We start from the raw sequence: 26,440 nt of genomic DNA on the forward strand, positions 1-26,440 counted from the left end.
CGCGGGCAGAAACGACGGCGAGGACTGATGGCACAGCAGCAGCGCGCTCAGGGCCCGTCCGACCCCGAGGCGACTGGCGGCGGTATGTCAGATGCGCCGGAGATGTGGGGTAACGGCGGGCTGGTCGGCGACGGCCGGTATCGGCTGACACACAGGCTCGGCCGGGGTGGCATGGCCGAGGTGTTCGCCGCCGAGGACGTGCGCCTGGGACGGACGGTGGCGGTCAAGCTGCTCCGTGCCGACCTGGCCGAGGACCCCGTGTCCAAGGCGCGTTTCACCCGCGAGGCACAGTCCGTGGCGGGGCTCAACCACCACGCGGTCGTGGCCGTGTACGACTCCGGCGAGGACGTGGTCGGCCACGGCGTCGTCCCGTACATCGTCATGGAGATCGTCGAGGGTCACACGATCCGCGATCTGCTGATCAACGCCGAGGCCCCCGGGCCCGAGCAGGCTCTGATCATCGTCTCGGGTGTCCTGGAGGCGCTGGCCTACTCGCACCAGCACGGGATCGTGCACCGGGACATCAAGCCGGCGAACGTGATCATCACGGAGACCGGCGCGGTCAAGGTGATGGACTTCGGCATCGCGCGCGCCCTGCACGGAGCGCAGTCGACGATGACCCAGACCGGCATGGTCATGGGCACCCCGCAGTACCTCTCCCCCGAGCAGGCGCTCGGCAAGGCCGTCGATCACCGCTCCGACCTGTACGCGACCGGTTGCCTCCTCTACGAGCTTCTCGCGCTGCGGCCCCCGTTCACCGGGGAGACGCCGCTGTCGGTGGTCTACCAGCACGTCCAGGACATCCCGCTGCCTCCCTCGGAGGTCGACCGCGAGGTGCCGCCGGAGCTCGACGGGCTCGTCATGCGCGCCCTCGCGAAGGATCCGGACGACCGGTTCCAGACCGCCGAGGAGATGCGCGGCCTGGTCCAGTACGCGCTCCAGATGCTGTACGACCAGGGCAGCCACACCGGCACCTGGAACACGGGACCGGTCACGCTGCACGAGGGGCCGCGCGGCCAGGGAGGCGGTTTCGCCGGCACGGCCGCGCTGCCGCACCCCGGCGACTACGGCACCACGCAGATCCCGGCGCCGCTCATCCCGTCCTACGGGAACGGTGACGACGGCGGCTTCGAGGGCCACGGCAACCGGGGCAGCGGCCGGGGCAAGCTGTGGCTCCTCGCGCTCTTCGCGGTGATCGCCATCGCCGGCGGTGTCGCGCTCGCGTTCCACAACATGGGCAACGGCACGCACTCGGGGAACGGCACCACGCCGTCACCGACCGTCTCGCACTCCAGCAAGAGCAACGACTCGACCGACCAGCCCACCGACGACTCCACGGACCAGTCCACGGGCGACAGCACCTCGGACGGCTCGACCGACACCGGCGGGAACCAGGACTACACCCCCTCGTACCACCCGACCCGGAACACCACCACCCAGGCGCCGACGGACCAGCCGACCGATCAGCCGACCCAGACCACGCCGACCACGGCGCCTCCGACCACCGCACCGGCCACGCCGACGTCGGAGCCGACGACCGGCGACCCGGCCGGCGGCGGCACAGAGTCCCCCGCCGCGGGGGACCTGGGCTGACCTGACCGGACCGCCTCGGACGGATCCGGGGAACACGCCTTCCGCGCGCGGGAGCCCACGACGGGCATCCGCGCGCGTGGTGTGTCCGGCGTGTCCGCATCGGCCCGGGCATTTTCCGGGTGCCGGACCGCTGCATTCCGCACCGGCCCGATTTCCTTTCAATGATGCTGCTGTTCCGCCTGTTTGCGGGCCACATAGGCGGCCGCCTGGGACCGGCGCTGCATTCCCAGTTTGGACAGCAGGCTCGACACGTAATTCTTGATCGTTTTCTCGGCGAGGTGCAGTCGTTCGCCGATCTGGCGATTGGTGAGCCCCTCGCCGATCAGATCGAGAATCCTGCGTTCCTGGTCGGTGAGACGCGCGAGCCGGTCGTCCTCCTTGGTGCCGCCGTCCCTGAGGCGTTCCAGGACACGCGCGGTGGCCGCCGGATCGAGCAGGGATTTCCCGGCCGCGACATCCCGTACGGCAGCGAGCAGCTCCTGGCCGCGAATGGCCTTGAGGACATAGCCCGAGGCTCCCGCCATGATCGCGTCGAACAGTGCCTCGTCGTCGGCGTACGAGGTCAGCATCAGGCATTTGACGTCCTCGTCCGCGGAGCGGATCTCGCGGCAGACCTCCACCCCGCTGCCGTCCGGGAGGCGCACGTCCAGGACGGCCACGTCCGGGCGGGTGGCCGGGATCCGTACCAGTGCGTCGGCCGCCGTACCCGCCTCTCCGACCACCTCGATGTCGTCCTCCGTCGAGAGCAGTTCGTGGACGCCGCGCCGGACGACTTCGTGGTCATCGAGGAGGAATACAGTGATTTTCCCGATTTCACGCACACTGTCAGTCTCACACACGATCATGGGCACTGCCCCAGGTGAACTCTTCCCGAGGCCGGGGTGGCCGGGATAACGTGCCGGTGTTCCGGCCCCCTGCAAGGCTGTGACCAGTGCTGTGACCAGCGACTGTTCCGATCTGCTCGGTCTAGTAGGAAATCCACGTTTCCAAGTACTTGGATTTCCTATCAAAATCGCAGGTCAGGAGGGGTTTCACAGAAATGTGAAGCACTGGGTAACGTGGCAGTTGCAGGGCGCTCGCCGGGGCACCTGTCACGCCTGTTCCCGGCCGAGTGGCACCCACCCCGTGCACGGGTGCCGGAACAGGCGAGCCGCTCTCCCGAGCTCGAACCGCGAGCGAGGGGGACCCCAGCCTTCCGGCAACCCCGGGGGCCGGACCGACGGAGGAGCACACGTGACCGTGGAGAGCACTGCCGCGCGCAAGCCGCGACGCAGCGCCGGTACGAAGAGCGCCGCGAGCGCCAGTACGACCGGTACCAAGAGCGCCGCGAGCAGGAGCGCCGGCGCGGCCGCCAAGAAGTCGCCCGGGGCGACCGGCGGCGAGCCGGAGCTCGTTCAGCTGCTGACCCCGGAAGGCAAGCGGGTCAAGGACGCCACGTACGACCCGTACGTCGCCGACATCACCCCCGAGGAGCTGCGCGGTCTGTACCGGGACATGGTCCTGAGCCGCCGCTTCGACGCGGAGGCCACCTCCCTCCAGCGCCAGGGCGAGCTGGGCCTGTGGGCCTCGATGCTCGGCCAGGAGGCCGCCCAGATCGGTTCGGGCCGGGCCACCCGCGACGACGACTACGTCTTCCCGACCTACCGGGAGCACGGCGTCGCCTGGTGCCGCGGAGTCGACCCGACCAACCTGCTCGGCATGTTCCGGGGTGTGAACAACGGCGGCTGGGACCCGAACAGCAACAACTTCCACCTGTACACGATCGTCATCGGCTCGCAGACGCTGCACGCCACCGGCTACGCCATGGGCGTCGCCAAGGACGGTGCCGACTCGGCCGTGATCGCGTACTTCGGTGACGGCGCCTCCAGCCAGGGCGACGTCCTGGAGGCCTTCAACTTCGGAGCGGTCTACAACGCTCCGGTGGTGTTCTTCTGCCAGAACAACCAGTGGGCGATCTCCGAGCCGACCGAGCGCCAGATGCGCGTGCCGCTGTACCAGCGCGCGCAGGGCTTCGGCTTCCCGGGCGTCCGTGTCGACGGCAACGACGTGCTCGCCAGCCTCGCGGTGACCCGCTGGGCCCTGGAGCGCGCCCGCAACGGCGAGGGCCCCACGCTGGTCGAGGCCTACACCTACCGCATGGGCGCGCACACCACCTCCGACGACCCGACCAAGTACCGGGCCGACGAGGAGCGCGAGGCGTGGGAGGCGAAGGACCCGATCCTGCGCCTGCGCGCCTACCTGGAGTCCGCAAACCACGCGGACGAGGGATTCTTCGCGGAACTCGAGGCCGAGAGCGAGGCGTTGGGCAAGCGAGTGCGCGATGTGGTGCGGGCCATGCCTGACCCGGATCACTTCGCCATCTTCGAGAACGTGTACGCGGACGGGCACGCGCTCGTCGACGAGGAGCGCGCCCAGTTCGCCGCCTACCAGGCGTCGTTCGCGGACGCTGGGGAGGGCAAGTAGCCATGACCACGGAAAAGATGGCGCTGGCCAAGGCGATCAACGAATCGCTGCGCACGGCCCTGGAGGCCGACCCCAAGGTCCTCATCATGGGCGAGGACGTCGGCAAGCTCGGCGGTGTCTTCCGGGTCACCGACGGACTCCAGAAGGACTTCGGCGAGGACCGGGTCATCGACACCCCGCTCGCCGAGTCGGGCATCGTCGGCACCGCGATCGGCCTGGCCCTGCGCGGCTACCGCCCGGTCGTGGAGATCCAGTTCGACGGATTCGTCTTCCCGGCGTACGACCAGATCGTCACCCAGCTCGCGAAGATGCACGCGCGGGCGCTGGGCAAGATCAAGCTCCCCGTCGTCATCCGTATCCCGTACGGCGGCGGCATCGGCGCGGTCGAGCACCACTCGGAGTCCCCCGAGGCGCTCTTCGCGCACGTGGCGGGCCTGAAGGTGGTCTCCCCCTCGAACGCGGGCGACGCCTACTGGATGATGCAGCAGGCCATCCAGAGCGACGACCCGGTGATCTTCTTCGAGCCCAAGCGGCGCTACTGGGACAAGGCCGAGGTCGACAAGGACGCCATCCCCGGAACGCTGCACAAGGCGCGCGTGGCTCGCGAGGGCAGTGACCTCACCCTGGTCGCGTACGGTCCGATGGTGAAGGTCTGCCTGGAGGCCGCCGCGGCCGCCCAGGAGGAGGGCAAGTCGATCGAGGTCCTGGACCTGCGCTCGATGTCCCCGATCGACTTCGACTCCATCCAGGCCTCGGTCGAGAAGACCCGCCGCCTGGTCGTGGTGCACGAGGCACCGGTGTTCCTCGGCACGGGCGCGGAGATCGCGGCCCGTATCACCGAGCGGTGCTTCTACCACCTGGAGGCGCCCGTCCTGCGCGTCGGCGGCTATCACGCCCCGTACCCGCCGGCCCGCCTCGAGGAGGAGTACCTCCCGGGCCTCGACCGGGTGCTCGACGCCGTCGACCGCTCGCTTGCGTACTAGGAGAGAGTCGTGACGACGATGACTGAGAACGCGTCGGGACTCCGCGAGTTCAAGATGCCCGACGTGGGCGAGGGGCTCACCGAGGCGGAGATCCTCAAGTGGTACGTCCAGGTCGGTGACACGGTCACCGACGGGCAGGTGGTCTGCGAGGTCGAGACCGCCAAGGCCGCGGTCGAGCTGCCGATCCCGTACGACGGTGTGGTGAGCGAACTCCGCTTCCCCGAGGGCACGACAGTAGACGTCGGCCAGGTGATCATCGCGGTGGACGTGTCCGGCGGGACGGCGTCCGCGCCGGCCGCACCGGCCGCCGCACAGGCCCCCGCGGCTCCGCCGGCTCCCGTCGCCGCCGCCCCGGTGGCGGCCCCGGAGGAGGAGGCCAAGTCCGAGGGCCGCAAGCCGGTCCTCGTCGGGTACGGCGTGGCGGAGTCCTCCACCAAGCGCCGCCCCCGCAAGGGCGCGGAGGTCCCGGCCCAGCAGAGCGAGACGCTGTACGCGGCCACCGCGATCCAGGGCGAGCTCAACGGCCACGGCTCCGCCGTCCGGGGGCGGCCCCTGGCCAAGCCCCCGGTCCGCAAGCTGGCCAAGGACCTCGGGGTGGACCTGGCGACGGTCACCCCGTCGGGCCCGGACGGCATCATCACGCGGGAGGACGTGCACGCGGCGGCCGCCCCGGCACCGGCGCCCGCTCCGGTCGCGGCCCCGGCTCCCGCGGCGCAGGCCCCGGCCCGCGTCCAGCCGCAGGCTCCGGCCCCGGCCGCCTCGTTCGACGGCGCGCGCGAGACCCGGATCCCGGTCAAGGGTGTCCGCAAGGCCACGGCGACCGCGATGGTGGGGTCGGCGTTCACCGCGCCGCACGTCACCGAGTTCGTGACGGTCGACGTGACGCGCACGATGCGTCTGGTCGAGGAGCTCAAGCAGGACAAGGACATGCAGGGGCTGCGGGTCAACCCGCTGCTGCTCATCGCCAAGGCCCTGCTGGTCGCGATCAAGCGCAACCCGGACGTCAACGCGTCCTGGGACGAGGCCAACCAGGAGATCGTCCAGAAGCACTACGTGAACCTGGGCATCGCCGCCGCCACGCCCCGCGGGCTGATCGTGCCGAACATCAAGGACGCCCACACCAAGACCCTGCCGCAGCTGGCCGAGTCGCTGGGCGAGCTGGTGGCCACGGCCCGTGAGGGCAAGACCTCGCCGGCCGCGATGCAGGGCGGCACGGTGACGATCACCAACGTCGGCGTCTTCGGCGTCGACACGGGCACGCCGATCCTGAACCCCGGCGAGTCCGCGATCCTCGCGGTGGGCGCGATCAAGCTCCAGCCGTGGGTCCACAAGGGCAAGGTCAAGCCCCGTCAGGTCACCACCCTGGCGCTCTCCTTCGACCACCGCCTGGTCGACGGCGCGCTCGGATCGCAGGTCCTCGCCGACACCGCGGCCGTCCTGGAGCAGCCCAAGCGGCTGATCACCTGGGCGTAAGCCGTCCGGCATCCAAACGGAAGGGGCCTGCCGCGTACCGCGCGGCAGGCCCCTTCCGTTCGGCGTGACTACCTGCCGAAGGCGTAGTTCATGAGCGCCTTGGCGTCCGCCTCACGGGACGCGATGGATGTCGAGGCAAGCACCGTCCCGATGACCGTCTTGCCGTTGCGGGTGGCGGCGAAGACGAGGCACTTCCCGGCTTCGGGACCGGACCCGGTCTTCACGCCGATGGTGCCGCTGTAGCTGCTGAGCAGACCGTTTGTGTTGAGCCACGCCGCCATGGTCCGCGGCGTGTTACTCGCCGTCACGGTCTTCGCCGTGTACGACTTCGTCTTGACGATCGTGCGGAACATGGAGTTCTTCATGGCGCTGCTGGCGATCTTCGTCAGGTCACGCGGTGTCGAATAGTTCGCACCGTTGCCAATGCCGTCGAACGAGTCGAAGTGCGTGTTCGTCAGGTGGAGGCTGGTCGCGGCCGCGTTCATCTTGCCGATGAACGACTTCACACGGGCGGCGCGCGTGGTGCCCGAGCCGAACTTGTCGGCGAGCGCGTAGGCCGCGTCGCAGCCGGACGGCAGCATCAGACCGTAGAGCAGCTGACGGACGGTGACCTTGTCGCCGACGATCAGGTGGGCCGAGGAGGCGGTGTTGGCGACGATGTAGTCGCTGTAGGCCTTCTGGATCGTGACCTTGGCGTCCAGGTTCAGGTTCGGCTGGGCCAGAACCACCTTGGCCGTCATGATCTTCGTGGTGGAACCGGTGGAACGACGGGTGTCCGCCGCCTTGCCGTACAGGGACGCGGCCGTCCCGTTGTTCATCACGTAGCCGCCCTTGGCGACGATGGTGGGCGTGGCGACGGCGCCCGCGGGTGCGGCGCCGAAGGCTCCGGCTGCCAGCACGGCGCCGGTCGTGAGGGTCACAGCGGCGGCCCTGCGGAAACGCGTGCCCTTAATGCCGGTAATCAAAATGAACGCTCCGTATGCGCGAAATGCCCCTGGGAGAACGGCACATGGCAGTGCCGTCCCACGTTCAGACTCATGGAACGCATCAAGGGATGTGCGGCAAACGGATGAAATTCATGTGACCTGGGTTACAGGCGGGGCCTGTTGGGGTCCGCATGCTGAAATGCCCCACGGCATGCGTACGTGTTGTATCTATGATGTGCGCATGCCTTCAGCCCCACCCGCGCCCGTGCAGACCCCCGTCAAACAGCCGCCGGCCGCCGACCGCGTCTACGCCCACGTCAAGGACGGGGTCCTGGAGCGCCGTTACGAGGGCGGGTCCCTGCTCACCGAGGGCGAACTCGCCGACGCCGTGGGCGTGTCCCGCACCCCGGTCCGCGAGGCGCTGCTCCGCCTGGAGGCGGAGGGCCTGATCAAGCTCTACCCGAAGAAGGGCGCGCTCGTCCTGCCCGTCTCCGCGCAAGAGATCGCGGACGTGGTCGAGACCCGCCAGCTCGTGGAGGAGCACGCGGCCCGCAAGGCCGTACCGGCGTCGCCGCGGCTCCTGGCCCGGCTGGAGGAACTGCTCGAACGGCAGAAGGAGCAGGCAGCCGCCGGGGATCTGGCCGCCGCCGCCGTCACCGACCGCTGCTTCCACGCCGAGATCGTCCGCAGCGGCGGCAACGAGATCCTCTCCCGGCTCTACGACCAGCTCCGCGACCGGCAGCTGAGGATGGGGGTCGCCGTGATGCACGCCCACCCCGACCGGATCACCAAGACGCTCGTCGAGCACGAGCAGATCCTGCGGGCGCTGCGCTCGGGGGACGCCGACGCGGTCGTCGGCCTCATCCACGGACACGTCAGCTGGTTCTCCAACCTGGCCCGGGGCGAGGTCCGATGAGCTCCCCGGCCACCCTGCCGGGCGACCCGCCCGGCGGCCGGCGCGCGATGGCCGTCTGGGGCATCGGCGTCTCGGTCTACTTCGTCGCGGTCATCTTCCGTACGTCCCTGGGGGTGGCCGGGCTCGACGCCGCGGAGCGCTTCCACGTGGGCGCCTCCGCCCTGTCCACCTTCTCCATCCTCCAGCTCCTCGTGTACGCGGGCATGCAGATACCCGTCGGGCTGCTGGTCGACCGGCTCGGCACCAAGAAGGTGCTGACCATCGGCGTCCTGCTGTTCACGGCGGGGCAACTGGGCTTCGCGTTCTCCTCGTCGTACGGCATGGCGCTCGCCTCGCGCGCACTGCTCGGCTGCGGTGACGCGATGACCTTCATCAGCGTGCTGCGCCTCGGCACCCGGTGGTTCCCCGCCCGGCGCGGACCGCTCGTCGCCCAGCTCGCGGGTCTGGCCGGCATGGCCGGCAACCTCGTCTCGACGCTCGTGATCGCCCGGCTGCTGCACGGCGTGGGCTGGACGGCCGCGTTCGCCGGCAGCGCCGCCGCCGGTGTGCTCGTCCTCGTCCTGCTGCTGCTGTTCCTGGAGGACCACCCCGAGGGCCATCTCCCGGAGCCGTTCCCCCACCGGGGCTCCGCCTACGTCCGCCGGCAGATCGCCGCGGCCTGGCGGGAGCCCGGCACCCGGCTCGGCCTGTGGGTGCACTTCACCACGCAGTTCCCGGCGATGGTGTTCCTGCTGCTGTGGGGGATGCCGTTCCTCGTCCAGGCGCAGGGCCTGACCCGGGCCACGGCCGGTGAGCTGCTGACGCTCGTCGTCCTGGCCAACATGGGCGCCGGGCTGGTCTACGGACAGATCGTCGCCCGGCATCACACCGCCCGGCTGCCGCTCGCGCTGGGCACGGTCGCGGCGACGGCGGTCGTGTGGGCGGGGGTGCTGGTGTACCCGGGCGAGCACGCGCCGATGTGGCTGCTGGTCGTGCTGTGCACGGTGCTCGGGTTCTGCGGTCCGGCCTCGATGCTCGGCTTCGACTTCGCGCGTCCGGCGAATCCGCCGGAGCGTCAGGGAACGGCGTCCGGGATCACCAACATGGGTGGTTTCGTCGCCTCGATGACGACGCTGCTGGCCATCGGTGTCCTGCTCGACGCCACCGGCGACAACTACCGGATCGCCTTCGCCTCCGTGTTCGTGCTCCAGGCGGCGGGGCTGAGCCAGATCTTCCGGCTGCGGAAGCAGGCGGCCCGCCGGGAGCGGGAGCGGCTCGTGGCCAGCCGGGTGGAGACGGTGCACGTACCGGCGTGACCGCCCGAAGCCCGTACCGCGCGCGTCCCTTCCCCGGCTCCGGTTCGCGTGCCTGTCGCCGACCGGGGCCGGACAGGGGGAACGGCCGAAGGGGGCGGGGGGACACCCCGCCCCGTCGCCGCCTGCGGAACGTCCCGTCGCCGGGTGCGGAACGCCCCGTCCGCCCGTCCGCTACGGCGTGACGGCGAAGTTGCGCAGGATCGCCGCGGCCAGGTCGGGGTCGCCCTCGACCTTGATGCGGTCGGACACGGTGTCGGGGTGGACGCGGCCGCAGGCCAGCCGGACGAAGGTCTCCCAGTCGAGGCCGAGGCTCACCGCGGGACCGAGGGAGGGCGCACCGTCTATCGTCCCGCGTCCGTCGGCGTCGACACGGACGGTGCGCAGGAACTCGACCGGACCGTGCACGTCGAAGACGACCGCGGAGTTCGCCGGCGCCCCCGCGCCCTTGGCGACGACCTTCGGCAGCGCGGCCAGCAACTGGTCCCGCACGACCGCCGAACCGGGGGAGTCCAGGTTCCCGGGCCGGCCCAGCGTGTACCGCAGGTCCTGCTCGTGCACCCACACGTCGAAGGCGCGCTTGAGCATCGCCTGTTCGAGGGTGATCTCGGTGCCGAGCGGGCCCCGCACCTTGGCGTCGGGCTGCCGCGACTCGTTCCGCAGCTGCCGGTTGCGGCGGATGACCGTGTACTCCAGCTCGGAGGTCATCTCCGGCGCCGTGTGGTGGCGGCGCACGTCGACCTGCATCTCCATGTACCGCTGGTGTTCGTTCGTCACGTGGTAGAGGTCGCGGGGCAGGGTGTGGATCGGCCGCGGGTCGCCGAGCATCTCGCAGTCCATCCCGATGACATGCGAGACGATGTCACGGACCGACCAGCCGGGGCACGGAGTCCGCCGGTTCCACTCGCCCTCCACAAGCGGCTGCACCAGCTCGGATATCGCTTCGATCGAGTGGGCCCAGGCGTCGGCGTAGGACTGAAGACTCGGATGCAGACTCACGGAACGGGACCCCTCGGGCGGTGGGAGCGGGCAGTGCACAGGCAGCGGGTGTCTTGGGACGCTAAGTTACGCTGCTGTGAGGCACCCCGGCAGTGCTTTCGTGTGACGATCGTAGGCCCGTATCGACGGCTCGAATGCCAGGACGGTGGTAGTGTGCGCGCCTCGCTCCTCCAGATCGACGTAAACGAAGACGAATCGGTCGCTTCCCGCCGGCTCCGGGTCGCGGACCTGGTACGCGATCAAGCCGGAACCGATCTCGTCGTGCTCCCCGAGCTGTGGACCACCGGCGCCTTCGCCTACGAGGAGTTCCGTGAGCAGGCCGAACCGCTGGACGGACCGACCCACGAGGCGATGAGCAAGGCGGCGAGCGACGCGGGCGTGTGGCTGCACGCCGGCTCGATCCCCGAACTCGCCGCCGGGACCGGCTCCGCGGCCGAGGCACCCCTCTACAACACCTCCCTGATCTACTCCCCCGCGGGCGAACGCGTCGCCGCCTACCGCAAGATCCACCGCTTCGGCTTCGACCAGGGCGAGGCCGTGCTGATGAGCGCGGGCGCGGACCTGGTGACGGTGCCGCTGCCGGAGACCGTCCTCGGCCTGGCCACCTGCTACGACCTCCGGTTCCCCGAGCTCTTCCGCGGACTGATCGACGCGGGGGCGCAGACCCTCGTCCTCTCCGCCGGCTGGCCCGAACGGCGCCGCGCCCACTGGACCCTGCTCGCGCGGGCGCGCGCCGTCGAGAACCAGGCGTACGTCCTCGCCTGCGGAACGGCTGGTACGCACGCGGGAGTTCCCCAGGCCGGTCACTCGATCGTGGTCGACCCGTGGGGCGAGGTCCTCGCCGAGGCGGGTCCCGGCGAGGAGATCCTGACCGTGGACTTCGACCCGGCGAAGGTCGCGGAGACCCGGGAACAGTTCCCGGCCCTGAAGGACCGCCTCCTCGGCCTGGCGATCCCGCCCCGCTGACCCCGCGCGTTCAGTCGTCCCCCCGTTCCTTCTCCGCGAGGTGGATCACGCACACCGCGACCGCGATCAGCAGCGCCGGATCGGCGTCCTCCCGTACGACGTCGACGCCGTAGGTGTCGCGCAGGTGGAGCCAGCGCCGGGAGATCTGGGCCAGGAGTTCGTTGTCGTAGTCGACGGCGAACTCGCGGTCGAGGATCTTGCCGCTGACGTCGAGTTCGGTGCCGTCGACCAGCGACACGCGATAGTGATTGCGGAGCAGGGACAGCCGCTTGCGCTTGATGGTCGCGAGCGGATCGCCGTCCCGCTCGATGATCATGGTGTCGCGCAGCGCGAGCATCTTCTGGTGGATGTCGATCAGGACGCGGCCGCGGGTGTCCTTCAGCTGGAAGGTGTCCCGCAGCCGCATGGCCTTGCCGTCGACGAGGAAGACCTTGTTGCCGTGGTCGTCCTCGATCCAGTAGTCGTCACCGAAACCGAGCAGCCGGTCGCGCACGAGGTATCTCATGCCGTCACCGGTTCCCCGGCGGGCGGTCCGAAACGCCGCCGGTAGGCCGACGGGCTGAGTCCGGTCGCCCGGCGCACCCGTACGCGCAGGTTCGCGGCGGTCCCCAGTCCGCTGCGCTCGGCCACCACGTCGAGCCGGACCTCGCCGCGCTCGATGAGCCGGCAGGCGAGGGCGACGCGCCGCGCGGTCAGCCACGCCAGGGGCGTCGTGCCGAGCTGGGCGCGGAAGCGGCGGTGCAGGGTCGCCGGGCTGACGGCGGCGTACGCGGCGAGGTCCCCGACCGTCAGCGGCCCGCCGAGCCGCTCCTGCGCCCAGGCCAGCAGGGGTGCCAGCGAAACATCGGGCACGTCGGGGAGCGGCTGCCGTACGAACTGGCGCTGGCCTCCGTCGCGGTGCGCCGCGAACACCAGTCGCCGCGACACCGCGTCGGCGATCTCCGCGCCGTGGTCGCGCCGTACGAGATACAGCCCGAGATCGAGCGCCGCCGCGCTGCCCGCCGCCGTCAGCACGTCCCCCTCGTCCACGAAGAGCACGTCGGGATCCAGCAGCACCTTCGGGTGCAGCTCCCGGAAGGCGTTCGTCCAGCGCCAGTGGGTGGTGGCCCGCCGCCCGTCGAGCAGCCCCGCCTCGGCGAGCGCGAACGACCCCGTGCAGAAGCTCACCACCCGTGACCCGCGCGCGTGGGCGCGCCGGACGGCGTCCAGAACGGCCGGCCGGCGCGGTACGACGTTGTCGGGGCGCCCGGGGACGACGAGCGTGTCGACGTCGTCCACCGCGTCGAGACCGGGCACTCCGCCGAGCGTGAAGAAGCCGTGGTTCATCCGAACACCGGGCGTGGGTGTGCACAGGGTCAGCTCGTACAGGGGCTCCGCGAGCCCCAGTTCGGGCCGGGGAAGCCCGAACAGCTCGGTGGCGACGCCGACTTCGAACGGGTTCGTCCCCTCGTCGACGATGACGGCGACGCGGTGCGGCCGGTGCGGCGGAGGCGGTGCCTGCGGGCGCACGCCGAAAGGCTCGGGGGACACGGGACGCTGCGAGGATCCTTGCGGCATACGCGATTTCTAGCACTCGCGGGGATGCGGACAGACGCGGACGATGAACGCATGACCAGCGCATCCGCCCACCGCGGCGAACCCGTCTCCCTCTCCGCCGCCCTCGCCTCCTTCGACGAGTTGTGGAGCCCCCGCATCGTGACCGCCGTGAACGACTACGACGTGCGCGTCGCGAAGGTCGAGGGCGAGCACGTCTGGCACGCGCACGACCACACGGACGAGTTCTTCCTGGTCCTGGAGGGCGAGTTGACCATCGCCCTCCGCGAACCGGCCGGCGAGCGGAGCGTCGTCCTGCCGAGGGGTTCCGTCTTCACCGTCCCGCGCGGAACCGAGCACAGGCCGTCCGCCCCCACCGGCGCGGCGATCCTCCTCCTCGAACCCACCGGCACCCTCACCGTCGGCGACCGCCACGACGAGATCCCCGCCCACGTGGACGCGACCACGGGCCACGCCCTGGACCGGCCGCCGGCCGGGGAGTGATCCAGGAGGGGTGTGCGTCCCCGCGTGGTGGCACCCTTGATCGTATGAACGCTGCCTCCCCCGCCCCGCGCCGTGCCCGTGTCCGTGCTCCCGAGCTCGTCGGAAAGGGCGGCTGGCTCAACACGGGAGGCAAGGACCTGAAGCTCGCCGACTTCCGGGGCCGCGTCCTGATCCTGGACTTCTGGACCTTCTGCTGCATCAACTGCCTGCACGTCCTGGACGAGTTGCGGGAGCTGGAGGAGAAGCACCGGGACACCGTCGTCATCGTCGGGGTGCACTCGCCGAAGTTCGTGCACGAGGCGGAGCACCAGGCGGTCGTCGACGCCGTGGAGCGCTATGGGGTCGAGCACCCGGTCCTCGACGACCCGGAGCTCACGACCTGGAAGCAGTACGCCGTACGGGCCTGGCCGACGCTCGTGGTGATCGACCCCGAGGGGTACGTCGTCGCCCAGCACGCCGGCGAGGGGCACGCCCACGCCATCGAGCGACTGGTGGAGGAGCTGGAGGCCGAGCACACGGCGAAGGGCACCCTGCGCCGCGGCGACGGGCCGTACGTGGCGCCCGAACCCGAGCCGACCGTGCTCCGCTTCCCGGGCAAGGCGCTCGCCCTGCCGAACGGAAATCTGCTGGTCAGCGACACGACCCGGCATCAGCTCGTGGAGCTGGAGGAGGACGGCGAGACGGTCGTCCGGCGCCTGGGATCAGGTGTCAGGGGCTTCGTGGACGGCGCCGCCGAGAAGGCCGGGTTCAGCGAGCCGCAGGGCCTCGCCCTGCTGGACGAGGGCACGGTCGTCGTCGCGGACACCGTGAACCACGCGCTGCGCCGGATCGATCTCGCGACCGGCGCGGTCTCCACCCTCGCCGGCACCGGCCGCCAGTGGTGGCAGGGTTCACCGACGTCGGGTCCGGCGCGGGAGATCGATCTGTCCTCGCCGTGGGACGTGGCCCTGTTCGGCGGAAGGATCTGGATCGCCATGGCGGGGGTGCACCAGCTGTGGGCGTACGACCCGGTGACGGAGACCGTCGCGGTCACCGCGGGCACCACGAACGAGGGGCTGGTCGACGGACCGGGACCCGAGGCCTGGTTCGCGCAGCCGTCGGGACTCGCCGCGACCGCGGACCGGCTGTGGCTGGCGGACTCCGAGACCTCGGCACTGCGCTGGGTCGACCCGGACGGGACGGTGCGCACGGCGGTCGGCACCGGTCTCTTCGACTTCGGGCACCGCGACGGGGCCGCCGGACAGGCCCTGCTCCAGCACCCGTTGGGAGTCACCGCGCTGCCCGACGGTTCGGTCGCGGTCTGCGACACGTACAACCACGCGCTGCGCCGCTACGACCCCGCGACGGGTGAGGTGACCACGCTGGCCACGGATCTGCGCGAGCCGAGCGACGCCGTGCTGGTGGGGGACGACATCGTGGTGGTGGAGTCGGCCCGGCACCGGCTGACCCGGCTGCGTCTGCCCGAGGAGGCCGTACGGGTCGAGTCGGTCGCCCACCGCACGCAGCGCGCCGCCACCGACGTCACCCCGGGAGCCGTCCGGCTGGACGTGATCTTCCAGGCGCCGGCCGGGCAGAAGCTGGACACCCGCTACGGCCCGTCCACCCGGCTCCTCGTCTCCGCCACACCGCCCGAGCTGCTGCTCGCGGGCGAGGGCGCCGGCACGGATCTCTCACGGGCCGTCGAGCTGAACCCGGCGGTCCCGGAAGGCGTGCTGCACGTGTCGGCGATGGCGGCGTCCTGCGACGACGACCCCGACAACGCTTACCCGGCCTGTCATGTGCACCAGCAGGACTGGGGGGTGCCGGTCCGCCTCACCGAGAGCGGTGCGGACCGGCTGCCCCTGGTCCTCGCGGGCATGGACGGCTGAGCGGGCTCAGACGCCGTAGCCGTCGGAGTAGCCGTCGCGGCGGTGCCGGTCGTCCTCGACGACCGTCGCCGCGGGCGGTACGACCACGCGACGGCGCCTGGCGATGCTGCTGAACGTGGTGACGCCGATCAGTCCGACGATCATGAGGATCACGCCGACCAGGTGGAGGTCGACTCCCTGCATGTGCCAGTCGGTCGCGAACGTGAGGATCGCCCCCGCGGCGATGAGAATGATGCATCCGCCCAGGCCCATGGGTGTCGTCTCCTTGTGATGGCAACTCCGAGTCGTTCCGGACCCGTTCCGGGTACCCGGGACCTCGCGAGCCATGCGGAGGCGGTTCCTCGCGTCGCGTGCGCCGCCGTTCCCGACGACGGCGCGCGTCACTTCACGTCGACGTAGTCCTCGCGTCCGGAGCTCACCAGGTGCGTGCTGTTCGGGTAGAGCAGCACGGCGACCCAGGTGCCGTCCTGACGGGCCGTGAACGCCTTGCCGAAGGAGCCGTTGGAGCGGGTCGTCGTGTCGCCCTCGTCGTACCAGGTGCCGGAGCCCTTGGGACGGAAGAGGATTTTCACCTTCTGGCCGGAGTACGCCCGCCACGCCGCTGAGGTGTACTGCTGCAACGTGCCGGAGACCGTGAGGGTCCGGCCCTTGGCGACGGGCTCGGGCGACGCGTTCCCCCCGGTGATGCGGGTCTGCGTGCGTTCGGCGTGGAGCACCTTGCCGTACGCGGGCTGCAAACTGGAGCTTCCGGCGAAGTAGGCGCGGTAGTAGCCCCTGGCCGGTGCGTCGAACGTGCCCTTGAAGTGGCTGCCGGTCTCCGGATCGCCGTGGCCGGGAGTGACCGTCTTCATCGTCTTCCAGCCGGTCTTTCCATCGGCCGAGTACTGCAACCGCACGTGGTTGTACTCGTCGGCGGGGATGCTCTTTCCGGTGTGCAGGTAGCCGGCGGCGGTGAGTTCGGCGTACTTGTTCAGGCTGACGGTGAAGCCGCTGATCGACGTCTTGTTGGCGACGGCGACCTTGACCGGCCGTTCCGGACTCCTGTTGAGGTACGTGCCGTCGGGGACCGAGACGTTCACCGTCCCCGACCGGGACATCTTCAGCTCGCCGGTGAAGCGGCCGTCGGCACCGGTGACCGGCCGGCTCGTGGCCCCGCCCATGTCGCTCGCCCACTCCTCGCTCATCGTCGTACCGGCGAGCGGCCGCCAGGCCCCGTCGACGAACACCTCGGCGAGGCCGGAGATCTTCACCGGCTCACCCTCCTTGATGCTCAGGTCGGTGCGGTCGAGGGTGACGCGGGTGTCTGACCGAACCGGCGAGACCGAGACGTTCCGCCCGTTCTGGTACATCGGTTCCGGAGACGACAGCCGCAACCAGCTGCTGACGCTGCCGAAGCCGTCCGTGTGCGTGTACGTCGTGGCGAAGCGTCCCTCGGCGTCCGTGGGAACGGTCTTGGTCTCGTCCCAGTTGCCGGTGTGCACGTCGACCTGCCCGTCGGCGGGTGTCGTCTCACCTGTACGAGGGTCGGAGAGGGTGTACGTGCCGGAGACGGACACCTGCCGGTGGGCGTACTCGGGGCGGTCGGGCGTGACCTCGAAGTCGGTCAGATTCGCGGTGAGGCTGTAGGCGAAGCCGTAGCGGCTCTGCGTCGTCGACATGTCCCCGTCCGCGTCCGTGAGGTCGACCACGAGGCGGTACGTGCCCAGGTCCGCGAGGCGCAGAGGCGTGCCGGACTTCCAGACGCCCTGCTGGTCGCTGCCCGAAGTCCGGGTGAAGTCGGTGACACGTGTGACCTCTGCGGCCCCGGGCGCGGCGTTCTCCGCGTACAGGTGCGCCGTGATCGAGGTGATGGCGCTGTCGGACTGCGCGTACACCGTGACGATTTTGTCCGAGGGGAGGCCGTCGTCCGTCGCGTAGGTGAGCACGGGCGCCACCGCGGCGTGCGCCGCCGGGACGGGCCCGAGGACGAGCCCCGCTGCGACCGACGCGCAGCCGAGCACCAGAGACTGTCTTTTGACGTGCTTGTTCATGTGTGGTCCCCCCACGAGACTCAAGATCGGCTCGCATCGTACGACGGTCGGACCACCTGTGAAGGGGCCGGACGACAGCCGTTCTCGTCCCGTGGGGAGATGGAGGGGCGGTGACAGGAGGGTTCGGGAGGCTATCCCTCCAAAAATGCCACCAGAGCGTTCGTCAGGAGGTGCGGGTCGTCGGCGCCGCAGAGTTCGCGGGCGCTGTGCATGGACAGGATGGCCACGCCGATGTCGACCGTTCTGATGCCGTGCCGTGCCGCGGTGATGGGGCCGATGGTGGTGCCGCAGGGCATGGCGTTGTTGGAGACGAAGGACTGGAAGGGCACGCCGGCCTTCTCGCAGGCGGCGGCGAACACGGACCGGCCCGAACCGTCGGTGGCGTAGCGGTTGTTGACGTTCACCTTGAGGATGGGGCCGCCGTTGGCGCGCGGGTGGTGCGTCGGGTCGTGCCGCTCGGCGTAGTTGGGGTGCACGGCGTGGCCGGTGTCGCAGGAGAGACAGACGGTGCCGGCGAAGGCGCGGGCCCGGTCCTCGTAGGAGCCGCCGCGGGCGAAGACAGAACGTTCCAGCACACTGCCGAGCAGCGGTCCGTCGGCGCCGGTGTCGCTCTGGGAGCCGTTCTCCTCGTGGTCGAAGGCGGCGAGGACGGGGATGTACGACAGCCCGGAGTCGGCGGCGGCGACCGCCGCCAGCGCTGCCGTGGCCGCGTGCACGGACAGCAGGTTGTCCATGCGCGGCCCGGCGAGCAGTTCGTTGTCGCGGCCGAGGTAGGCGGGCCGCTCGACGGAGTGGGTCATCAGGTCCCAGCCGGTGACCTCGCCCGCGGGCAGTCCCGACTCCTCCTCCAGGAAGGAGATCAGATCGCCCTCGCGGGTGTCGCCGAGTCCCCAGACGGGCTGGAGGTGGCGCTGCTTGTCCAGCTTGAGGCCGTCGCTGGTGACGGACCGGTCCAGGTGGATGGCCAGCTGCGGCACGCGCAGCAGGGGGCGGTCGACGTTGACCAGCCGGGTCGAGCCGTCCCGCAGCGACAGACGTCCGGCCAGGCCCAGGTCCCGGTCGAGCCAGGAGTTCAGCAGCGGTCCGCCGTAGATCTCCACGGCGACCTGCCGCCAGCCGTGCGCCCCGGTGTCGGGGAGCGGCTTGACCCGCAGGTTCGGGGAGTCGGTGTGCGCGCCGATGATCCGGAACGGTGTGTGGGCCTCGGCGCCCTTCGGCACGTACCAGGCGATGATCGCCCCTCCGCGCAGCACGTACTTCCCGCCGCTGGTCCCTTCCCACGCGTCGGTCTCGGCGACCTGACGGAATCCGGCCTTCTCCAGCCGCTCGGCGGCGGTCGCCACGGCGTGGTACGGCGTCGGGCTCGCCGCGAGGAAGGACATGAGGTCGTCGGTGTGGCCGCGGTCGAAGCGGGTGGGTGCACTCATGGGTTCACCTTAACGACGCACGAGGGCCCGCTCCCGGGGTTGGGAACGGGCCCTCGTAAGGGGGATGTGAAGGGTGGACACCTTGGGACACCTGAGCGGACGAACAGGTGCCGGACCGGTGTCCGCCGGGCCCGGACGGGGACCGGCGGACCGGGACGGGGCCTTAGAAGGCGGCCTCGTCCAGCTCCATCAGGTCCAGGTCGACGCCCTCGGCGAGCTTGCGGGCACCGGTGACGCCGGGGAGCACGTTGGCGGCGAAGAACCTCGCGGCCGCGATCTTGCCGGTGTAGAACGCCTTGTCCCGGGAGGAGGCGGTCTCCAGCTTCTCCGCGGCGACGGCGGCACCGCGCAGCAACAGGTAGCCGACGACCACGTCACCGGAGGCCATCAGCAGGCGGGTGGTGTTGAGGCCCACCTTGTAGATGTTCTTGACGTCCTGCTCGGTGGCGGCGAGGTCGGTCAGCATCAGGCCGACGATGGCCTCCAGCTCGACGGCGGCCTTGGCGAGCTGCTCGCGGGCGGCGGACAGCTCCTCGCCGCCGGTGCCGAGCGCCAGGAACTTCTTGATGTCCTCGGCGAGGGAGTTCAGCGCGGCGCCCTGGTTGCGGACGATCTTCCGGAAGAAGAAGTCCTGGCCCTGGATCGCGGTGGTGCCCTCGTACAGCGTGTCGATCTTGGCGTCGCGGATGTACTGCTCGATCGGGTACTCCTGGAGGAAGCCCGAACCGCCGAAGATCTGGAGCGACTGCGCGAGCAGCTCGTAGCCCTTCTCGGAGCCGTAGCCCTTCACGATCGGCAGGAGGAGGTCGTTCAGGGCCTCGGCGGCGGCGGTGTCCTCGCCCGCGGCCTCCAGGACCTGGATCTCGTCCTGGATCGCGGCGGTGTGCAGGACCAGGGCGCGCATGCCCTCGGCGTACGCCTTCTGCGTCATGAGCGAGCGGCGCACGTCCGGGTGGTGCGTGATGGTGACCTTGGGCGCGGCCTTGTCCATGAAGTCGGCCAGGTCCGTGCCCTGGACGCGCTCCTTGGCGTACTCCAGCGCGTTCAGGTAGCCGGTCGACAGCGTGGAGATGGCCTTCGTGCCGACCATCATGCGGGCGAACTCGATGATGCGGAACATCTGGCGGATGCCGTCGTGCTTGTCGCCGATCAGCCAGCCCTTGGCGGGGTGGCGGTCGCCGAAGGTCATCTCGCAGGTGTTGGAGGCCTTCAGGCCCATCTTGTGCTCGACGTTCGTCGCGTAGACGCCGTTGCGCTCGCCCAGCTCGCCGGTCTCGAAGTCGAACTCGTACTTCGGGACGAGGAAGAGGGACAGGCCCTTGGTGCCGGGGCCGTGGCCCTCGGGGCGGGCGAGGACGTAGTGGAGGATGTTCTCCTCCATGTCGTGCTCACCGGAGGTGATGAAGCGCTTCACGCCCTCGATGTGCCAGGAGCCGTCGTCCTGCTGGACGGCCTTGGTGCGGCCGGCGCCCACGTCCGAGCCGGCGTCCGGCTCGGTGAGGACCATGGTGGAGCCCCAGCGCTTCTCGACGGCCATCGTGGCGATGTGCTTCTGGACGTCGTTGCCCTCCTCGAAGAGGATGCCCGCGAACGCGGGGCCCGAGGAGTACATCCACACGGCCGGGTTCGCGCCGAGGATCAGCTCCGCGTACGCCCAGATCAGGGAGCGGGGCGCGGTGGAGCCGCCGATCTCCTCGGGCACGCCGAGACGCCAGTACTCGGAGTCCATGAACGCCTTGTACGACTTCTTGAAGGAAGCCGGGACCGGCGCGGTGTTGGTCTCCGGGTCGAAGACCGGGGGGTTGCGGTCGGCGTCCGCGAAGGACTCGGCCAGCTCGTTCTCCGAGAGGCGGGTCAGCTCCTCGAGGATGCTCTTGGCGGTGTCCGTGTCCATTTCCGCGAACGGGCCGGTGCCGTACAGCTTGTCGCGTCCGAGCACCTCGAAGAGGTTGAACTCGATGTCGCGGAGATTCGACTTGTAGTGCCCCATGGCGACGGCTCCGTAAGGGATCGGCGAGGCACTGACTCCTCGCATCTGGTTCACGTACCAACAAGTAGCTTCGATAATGCTACCCGCCAGTAATAAGAAGCAACCCCGAGTCGGCCATATGTGGCCCACTACTCTTTGACGCATGTACGGCTACGAGCAGAACGCAGGCGCCCAGCAGGGGTACGTCCCGCCGCAGCAGCAGATGCCCGGCCAGATGCCGGACGGGCAGATGCCCGGCGGGTACGGCCAGCAGCAGCCCCTGTATCCCGAGCCGTCGCCGCCGTCCCTGCCGGACGCGGTCCGCGCCTTCACCACGGGTGCCATGGCGGCCGAGGACTTCCAGCAGGTCTTCGCCACCTCCAAGGTCTACTGTCCGCGCGGTGACAACCCCGGGTTCCTGGCGCTGCACAACACCCAGCAGCCCGTCATCCCCATGTTCACCTCGCTCAAGGAACTGCGCCGGTACGCGGGCAAGGAGTCCAAGTACTTCGTGATCACCGGGGCCGAGGTGATCGACCTGCTGCCCACGGGCTACGGCTTCGTCATCGACATGGAGGGCAAGCACCGGATGGTCTTCGACGCGAAGGCCGTGGAGCAGATGGTCGACTTCGCCATGCGCCGGATGTACGGCTGACCGTGCGTGAGCGGCCGGTGGTCCGCCATGGGCGCCGCCGGCGCCCCGGTGTCCGCCCGGCCGGATGCCTCTCGAACCCGTGACGCCCGGAGGGAATGCCCTCCGGGCGTCCGTCGTTACGAGTGGCAGAAAGTTCAACTCTCAACTAAACTCGAAGCACAAGGAGGTACCGACATGCCCGCAGTGACTGTCGAGAACCCGCTGGCCCTGCCCCGTGTGGCCGCGCCCGCAGACGCGGTGGAGCGTCCCGTGCTGACCGTGACGACCGCGCCCAGCGGCTTCGAGGGCGAGGGTTTCCCGGTCCGCCGCGCGTTCGCCGGGATCAACTACCGGCATCTCGACCCGTTCATCATGATGGACCAGATGGGTGAGGTGGAGTACGCGCCGGGCGAGCCCAAGGGCACCCCCTGGCACCCGCACCGCGGCTTCGAGACCGTGACCTACATCATCGACGGCATCTTCGACCACCAGGACTCCAACGGTGGCGGCGGCACGATCACCGACGGCGACACCCAGTGGATGACGGCCGGCTCCGGCCTGCTCCACATCGAGGCGCCGCCGGAGCACCTGGTGGTGTCGGGCGGCCTCTTCCACGGGCTCCAGCTGTGGGTGAACCTGCCGGCCAAGGACAAGATGATGGCCCCCAGGTACCAGGACATCCGGGGCGGCACCGTGCAGCTGCTCAGCACCCCGGACGGCGGCGCGCTCCTGCGCGTCATCGCCGGTGAGCTCGACGGCCACCAGGGCCCGGGCATCACGCACACCCCGATCACCATGGTCCACGCGACGATCCGGCCGGGCGCCGAGATCACCCTGCCGTGGCGCGAGGACTTCAACGGCCTGGCCTACGTGCTCGCCGGACGCGGCAGCGTGGGCGCGGACCGCCGGCCGGTCCACACCGGCCAGACCGCCGTCTTCGGCACCGGTTCCTCGCTGACCGTCCGGGCGGACGAGCAGCAGGACTCCAACACGCCCGACCTGGAGGTCGTGCTGCTCGGTGGACAGCCGATCCGCGAGCCCATGGCCCACTACGGCCCGTTCGTGATGAACACCCGCGACGAGCTCCAGCAGGCCTTCGAGGACTTCCAGAAGGGCCGCCTGGGGACGATCCCGGCGGTGCACGGGATGTCGGAGGGCGGGCCGCGTTCCTAGGCCCCGCGGCCGCGCTCCGGAGGCGAGCCCGCCGTCGTGCCCCGGGCGGTCCAGCCGTCGCGCCGAAGGGAAGCCCCGTCCGCCGAGCGGACGGGGCTTCCCCCGTTCGGGCTTCCCCGGGCGCCGGTCCGGCTGACGCATGGTCAGCTTGCGGGGTGCAGCTACTCCCCGAGGGTGCCCGGCGGCTGGCGGCCTGGTGCGTCGTGATCCTCCTGGCCGCCGGGGTGGGATGGGTGGGGATCCAACTGTGCGCGGAGTTCCGCACGGCGGTGGTGCCGGTGCTGCTCGCCCTGCTCGGCACCGCCCTGCTCGGACCGCTGTACCGCCGGATGGTCAGGGCGCGGCTCAACCGCTCGCTGGCCGCCGCCCTGACCTGCGTCGCGGTGGCCGTCGTGGTCGGCGGTGCGGTCTACGTCGTCGTCGCCGCGCTCATCCACACCGGCGCCCAGATCGTGTCCTCGCTGCGACAGGCCGCCCGGTCCGTCGCCGAGCACTTCGGCGCGGCGGGCACCTCCCTCGACGACATCGCCGCCAACTCCAAGGACCTGCTGGCCAAGTTCGGCGGCACGGCCGCGTCCAACGTCGTCAGCGGCGTCAGTGTCGTGGCCGAGACCCTCGCCATGGGCTTCCTGGCCCTGCTGCTCGTGTTCTTCTTCCTGCGCGACTCCCACCGGGTGGCCGGATCACTGCGCTCGCTCGCGCCCCGGGGGACCGCCGACGTCGTCGAGGCCATGGCCAGGCGTGCCTACGGAGCCGTCGAGGGCTTCATGCGCGGGACGACGATCATCGCGCTCATCGACGCCCTCTGCATCACCGTCGGGCTCCTGGTCCTGCGTGTCCCGGGCGCGGTCGGGCTCGGCGCGCTGGTCTTCGTGGGCGCGTACATCCCGTATCTCGGAGCGTTCATCTCCGGCACGGTGGCCGTCCTGGTCGCCCTCGCGGACCGGGGTTTCGTCATCGCCCTGTGGACGCTCGGGGTCGTGCTCGCCATCCAGATGCTGGAGGGATACGGCCTCCAGCCGATGATCCAGAGCCGGCAGGTGCAGATGCACCCGGCGGTGGTGCTGCTCGCGATCACGGCGGGCGCGTCCGTGGCGGGCGTCCTCGGCATGCTGCTCGCCGTCCCCCTGACGGCGGCGGCGTTCGGCGTGGTGCACGAACTGCGGGTGCGCTACGCCCCCGAGGGACCCGAGGGGCCGGGCACGGAAGGCCCCGGTACGCCGGGATTCCCCGGGGTGCCGGGGGCACCCGGTCCGTCCGCCGACTCGTAGCCGTCAGCGGATCCCCGGACCCCCGGTGGCGCCCGTGTCCCCCGGTCCGCCGAAGTCCGGGTCCGTCGCCCCGGTGTACTCCTCCCACGCGTCGAGCAGCGCGGAGTCGTCACCGGCCTCGCCGTGACCGGTCCCGGGTGCCTCGGAGAACTCGAACCAGATGCTCTTGCCCTGGCCGCGCGGATCGACCCCCCAGGCGTCCGCGAGCATCTCGACGAGCAGGAGCCCGCGTCCGGACGACGCCAGCTCCCCCGGGTGGCGCCGGTGCGGCAGGTCGTCGCTGGCGTCGGTCACCTCGACCCTCATCCGCCGCTTGCCGGGATCGCCCGCCACCTCGGCGACGAGCAGCGCGTTCGCGTCGGTGTGCACGAGGACGTTGGTGACCATCTCGGAGACGAGCAGGACCGCCGAGTCGAGCTGGTCGGCCGAGGCCCAGTCGTGCAGGAGCTCCCGCAGCTGCTGACGGGCGTCCGCGATCCGCTCGGGCTCGGCCTGTGCCACGGTCAGCATCGTGCGGCGGACCGGGGGCCGTACGAGAGGGGCCGTGTCGTCCCCGGCGTCCTCCAGGGGCAGCCGGGACAGCAGCAGCACGGCGATGTCGTCCTCGCGCCGGTCGGCCAGCGGACCGGTGGTGTGATGCGAGGAGGGCCCGTGCACGGCCTGGACGAGGGCGTCGGCGAGCGTCTCCATGTCGCCTTCGTGGGCTTCGAGGATCCGGCGGATACGGCGCCAGCCGGTGTCGAGGTCGTGCCCGCCGGTCTCGATGAGCCCGTCGGTGCAGATCAGCATGGTCTCGCCCGGCTCCAGGACGAGCCGGGTCGTGGGGTAGTCGGCGTCCGGGTCGATGCCGAGCGGCAGTCCGCCCGCCGTGGGCCGCATCAGCACCGTCCCGTCCATCATCCGTATCGCGGGGTCGGGATGCCCCGCGCGGGCGATGTCCAGTGTTCCGGTCGCCGGTTCGACCTCGACGTACAGACAGGTCGCGAAGCGCACGTCGGCCGGGTCCGCAGGCTCCTCGCCCGCGTCCGCGCCGCCGCTTGACCCGTACGTCACCGAGTCGGTGACGCCGTAGAGGAAACGCGCCGCCCGTGACAGCACCGCGTCGGGGCGGTGGCCCTCGGCGGCGTAGGCGCGCAGGGCTATCCGGAGCTGGCCCATCAGACCCGCCGCGCGGACGTCGTGGCCCTGCACATCGCCGATGACCAGGGCGTAGCGGCCGGCCGGCAGCGGGATCACGTCGTACCAGTCGCCGCCGACCTGGAGTCCGCCGCCGGTCGGGACATAGCGCGCGGCGACGCTCATGCCCGGCATCCGGGGGCCGAGCGTCGGCATCATCGAGCGCTGGAGGCCGTCGGTCAGCTCCCGGGCGGTCTCGGCGGCCCCGGCGCGGGAGAGGGCCTGGGCGAGCATGCGGGCCACGGTCGTGAGGACCGAGCGCTCGTCGGGCGTGAAGCTGACCGGATAGGTGAACGCCGCCATCCAGGTGCCCATGGTGCTTCCCGCGACCGTGAGCGGCAGGAAGGCCCACGACTGCCGTCCGAAGTGCCGGGCGAGCGGCCAGGACGCCGGATAGCGGTCCTTGTAGTCGTCGGGGGAGGAGAGATAGACCGCCCGGCCCGTGCGGACGACCTCCGCGGCCGGATAGTCCGTGGCCAGCGACATCTGGGAGAAGGGGTCCTCGTCGCCCGGCTGGTGCCCGTGGTGGCCGATGATCGTCAGCCGGTCGCCCTCCGCGCCGAAGACGGCCAGCCCGTCCGGCGAGAAGCCGGGCATCGACAGTCCCGCCGCCACCCGCAGCACCTCCGCCGTGGACCGCGCCTCGGCCAGCGCCCGTCCCGCGTCCAGCAGGAACGCCTCCCGCGAGCGGCGCCAGTCCCCGGTGACGGGGGTGCGTGCCGCTGCGTCCGGCGGCTGCTCGCTGACCTCCTGAAGGGTGCCGATCAGCTCGTACTCCCCGGTCTCGGGGTCGACGAGCGGCTTGGAGCGGCTGCGGACCGTGCGCAGCACCCGGCCGTGCTCGTCCATGATCCGCATACGGGCCTCGGCGAGCGTCCCCTCGGCGACCGCGAGGTGCACCACCCCGTCCATCTCGTTCCAGTCGACGGGGTGGACGCGGGAGCGCGCGCCCGCCTCGGTGAGGGTCGTCAGCTCCGCGGGCATACCGATCAGGCGGGCGGCCTCCGCGTCGAAGGTGACCTCTCCCGAGGCGTTGTCCCAGTGCCACACGCCGGTGGCGAGAGTGGACAGGACGTCCCCCACGGCGGGCAGGGGCTCACCAGTGCGCATGCGCCCACTCTAGGAACAGGTGATCGGTGGCTGCCACCGATGCCCGTCACCGCGCGGAGCGCACAATGAGGGGGAGGTGACCTGGGCTGCCCGGTACCCTGGGGGTGTTTCACGTGAAACAGGCCCCCAATCCG

General features: G+C 70.6%; 22 protein-coding genes. 12 read left to right on the plus strand and 10 right to left on the minus strand.

Translation table 11 applies throughout. From position 1 onward, the window contains the following. The first annotated feature begins 27 nt into the window (after positions 1–27). Complete coding sequence (locus WJM95_RS16575) at positions 28–1,593, plus strand: protein kinase (protein WP_339130503.1); 1,566 nt, start codon at positions 28–30, stop codon at positions 1,591–1,593. A gap of 158 nt (positions 1,594–1,751) precedes the next feature. Here WJM95_RS16575 and WJM95_RS16580 read toward each other — a convergent pair whose 3' ends face one another. Further along, entirely contained in the window at positions 1,752–2,414 is a 663-nt protein-coding gene (locus tag WJM95_RS16580) for a response regulator transcription factor (protein WP_339135608.1), read from the minus strand. Positions 2,415–2,826: 412 nt separating this feature from the next. Between WJM95_RS16580 and pdhA the strand changes: the two genes are divergently transcribed. Genes pdhA through WJM95_RS16595 form a run of 3 tightly spaced genes read left to right on the plus strand, consistent with a single transcriptional unit; the run spans position 2,827 to position 6,512 of the window. Beyond that, the gene (gene pdhA / locus WJM95_RS16585; protein ID WP_339130504.1) at positions 2,827–4,056 is read left to right on the plus strand and encodes a pyruvate dehydrogenase (acetyl-transferring) E1 component subunit alpha; all 1,230 of its coding nucleotides are present in this window, start codon (positions 2,827–2,829) and stop codon (positions 4,054–4,056) included. A 2-nt stretch (positions 4,057–4,058) separates the two neighbouring features. Next, entirely contained in the window at positions 4,059–5,039 is a 981-nt protein-coding gene (locus WJM95_RS16590; RefSeq protein WP_339130505.1) for an alpha-ketoacid dehydrogenase subunit beta, read from the plus strand. Between the two features lie 9 nt (positions 5,040–5,048). Next, positions 5,049–6,512, plus strand: a complete 1,464-nt coding sequence (locus WJM95_RS16595) for a dihydrolipoamide acetyltransferase family protein (protein ID WP_339130506.1) — start codon at positions 5,049–5,051, stop codon at positions 6,510–6,512. Positions 6,513–6,580: 68 nt separating this feature from the next. On the opposite strand, the gene WJM95_RS16600 is transcribed toward WJM95_RS16595, so the two are convergent. Continuing rightward, positions 6,581–7,477: a D-alanyl-D-alanine carboxypeptidase gene (locus WJM95_RS16600; RefSeq protein ID WP_339130507.1), complete on the minus strand. Its 897-nt coding sequence runs from the start codon at positions 7,475–7,477 to the stop codon at positions 6,581–6,583. A 202-nt stretch (positions 7,478–7,679) separates the two neighbouring features. On the opposite strand from WJM95_RS16600, the gene WJM95_RS16605 reads away from it, so the two are divergent. Both WJM95_RS16605 and WJM95_RS16610 read left to right on the plus strand, forming a co-directional pair. Next, positions 7,680–8,354: a GntR family transcriptional regulator gene (locus WJM95_RS16605; protein ID WP_339130508.1), complete on the plus strand. Its 675-nt coding sequence runs from the start codon at positions 7,680–7,682 to the stop codon at positions 8,352–8,354. Beyond that, a complete protein-coding gene (locus tag WJM95_RS16610) occupies positions 8,351–9,649 on the plus strand; it encodes an MFS transporter (protein ID WP_339130509.1) in 1,299 nt (432 codons plus the stop codon). The genes WJM95_RS16605 and WJM95_RS16610 overlap by 4 nt, the downstream gene beginning before the upstream one ends. 171 nt (positions 9,650–9,820) lie before the next feature. On the opposite strand, the gene WJM95_RS16615 is transcribed toward WJM95_RS16610, so the two are convergent. Continuing rightward, entirely contained in the window at positions 9,821–10,645 is an 825-nt protein-coding gene (locus WJM95_RS16615) for a maleylpyruvate isomerase family mycothiol-dependent enzyme (RefSeq protein WP_339130510.1), read from the minus strand. Positions 10,646–10,798: 153 nt separating this feature from the next. On the opposite strand from WJM95_RS16615, the gene WJM95_RS16620 reads away from it, so the two are divergent. Next, positions 10,799–11,611 carry a carbon-nitrogen family hydrolase gene (locus tag WJM95_RS16620; protein WP_339130511.1) on the plus strand — a complete coding sequence of 271 codons (813 nt, stop codon included), beginning with the start codon at positions 10,799–10,801 and terminating at the stop codon, positions 11,609–11,611. Positions 11,612–11,621: 10 nt separating this feature from the next. On the opposite strand, the gene WJM95_RS16625 is transcribed toward WJM95_RS16620, so the two are convergent. Then, positions 11,622–12,116: an LURP-one-related family protein gene (locus tag WJM95_RS16625; protein WP_261706493.1), complete on the minus strand. Its 495-nt coding sequence runs from the start codon at positions 12,114–12,116 to the stop codon at positions 11,622–11,624. After that, complete coding sequence (locus tag WJM95_RS16630; RefSeq protein ID WP_339130512.1) at positions 12,113–13,168, minus strand: helix-turn-helix domain-containing protein; 1,056 nt, start codon at positions 13,166–13,168, stop codon at positions 12,113–12,115. Before WJM95_RS16630 ends, WJM95_RS16625 begins: the two co-directional genes overlap by 4 nt. A 51-nt stretch (positions 13,169–13,219) precedes the next feature. Here WJM95_RS16630 and WJM95_RS16635 point away from each other — a divergent pair, with 51 nt between their 5' ends. Continuing rightward, the gene (locus WJM95_RS16635; RefSeq protein WP_339130513.1) at positions 13,220–13,648 is read left to right on the plus strand and encodes a cupin domain-containing protein; all 429 of its coding nucleotides are present in this window, start codon (positions 13,220–13,222) and stop codon (positions 13,646–13,648) included. A 44-nt stretch (positions 13,649–13,692) separates the two neighbouring features. Beyond that, positions 13,693–15,516: an NHL domain-containing thioredoxin family protein gene (locus WJM95_RS16640; RefSeq protein ID WP_339130514.1), complete on the plus strand. Its 1,824-nt coding sequence runs from the start codon at positions 13,693–13,695 to the stop codon at positions 15,514–15,516. A 6-nt stretch (positions 15,517–15,522) separates the two neighbouring features. Here WJM95_RS16640 and WJM95_RS16645 read toward each other — a convergent pair whose 3' ends face one another. From WJM95_RS16645 to WJM95_RS16660, 4 genes are all read right to left on the minus strand, one after another. Further along, positions 15,523–15,768: a DUF6458 family protein gene (locus tag WJM95_RS16645; RefSeq protein WP_339130515.1), complete on the minus strand. Its 246-nt coding sequence runs from the start codon at positions 15,766–15,768 to the stop codon at positions 15,523–15,525. A gap of 128 nt (positions 15,769–15,896) precedes the next feature. Next, positions 15,897–17,546, minus strand: a complete 1,650-nt coding sequence (locus WJM95_RS16650) for a hypothetical protein (protein WP_339130516.1) — start codon at positions 17,544–17,546, stop codon at positions 15,897–15,899. A gap of 131 nt (positions 17,547–17,677) precedes the next feature. Further along, positions 17,678–18,973, minus strand: coding sequence for a M18 family aminopeptidase (locus WJM95_RS16655; RefSeq protein WP_339130517.1), 1,296 nt, complete (start codon positions 18,971–18,973; stop codon positions 17,678–17,680). A 163-nt stretch (positions 18,974–19,136) separates the two neighbouring features. Further along, the gene (locus WJM95_RS16660) at positions 19,137–20,963 is read right to left on the minus strand and encodes an acyl-CoA dehydrogenase (protein WP_339135610.1); all 1,827 of its coding nucleotides are present in this window, start codon (positions 20,961–20,963) and stop codon (positions 19,137–19,139) included. 142 nt (positions 20,964–21,105) lie between these two features. Here WJM95_RS16660 and WJM95_RS16665 point away from each other — a divergent pair, with 142 nt between their 5' ends. The 3 genes from WJM95_RS16665 (at position 21,106) to WJM95_RS16675 (ending at position 24,020) form a co-directional block, all read left to right on the plus strand. Then, positions 21,106–21,597: an SseB family protein gene (locus WJM95_RS16665; RefSeq protein ID WP_339130518.1), complete on the plus strand. Its 492-nt coding sequence runs from the start codon at positions 21,106–21,108 to the stop codon at positions 21,595–21,597. Positions 21,598–21,771: 174 nt separating this feature from the next. After that, positions 21,772–22,749, plus strand: a complete 978-nt coding sequence (locus tag WJM95_RS16670) for a pirin family protein (protein ID WP_339130519.1) — start codon at positions 21,772–21,774, stop codon at positions 22,747–22,749. A gap of 155 nt (positions 22,750–22,904) precedes the next feature. Continuing rightward, positions 22,905–24,020, plus strand: a complete 1,116-nt coding sequence (locus tag WJM95_RS16675) for an AI-2E family transporter (protein WP_339130520.1) — start codon at positions 22,905–22,907, stop codon at positions 24,018–24,020. A gap of 3 nt (positions 24,021–24,023) precedes the next feature. Here the strand turns inward: WJM95_RS16675 and WJM95_RS16680 are convergent, their stop codons facing one another. Then, the gene (locus WJM95_RS16680) at positions 24,024–26,306 is read right to left on the minus strand and encodes a SpoIIE family protein phosphatase (RefSeq protein WP_339130521.1); all 2,283 of its coding nucleotides are present in this window, start codon (positions 26,304–26,306) and stop codon (positions 24,024–24,026) included. Between the last annotated feature and the right edge of the window lie 134 nt (positions 26,307–26,440).

Source organism: Streptomyces sp. f51, assembly GCF_037940415.1.
GTDB lineage: Bacteria > Actinomycetota > Actinomycetes > Streptomycetales > Streptomycetaceae > Streptomyces.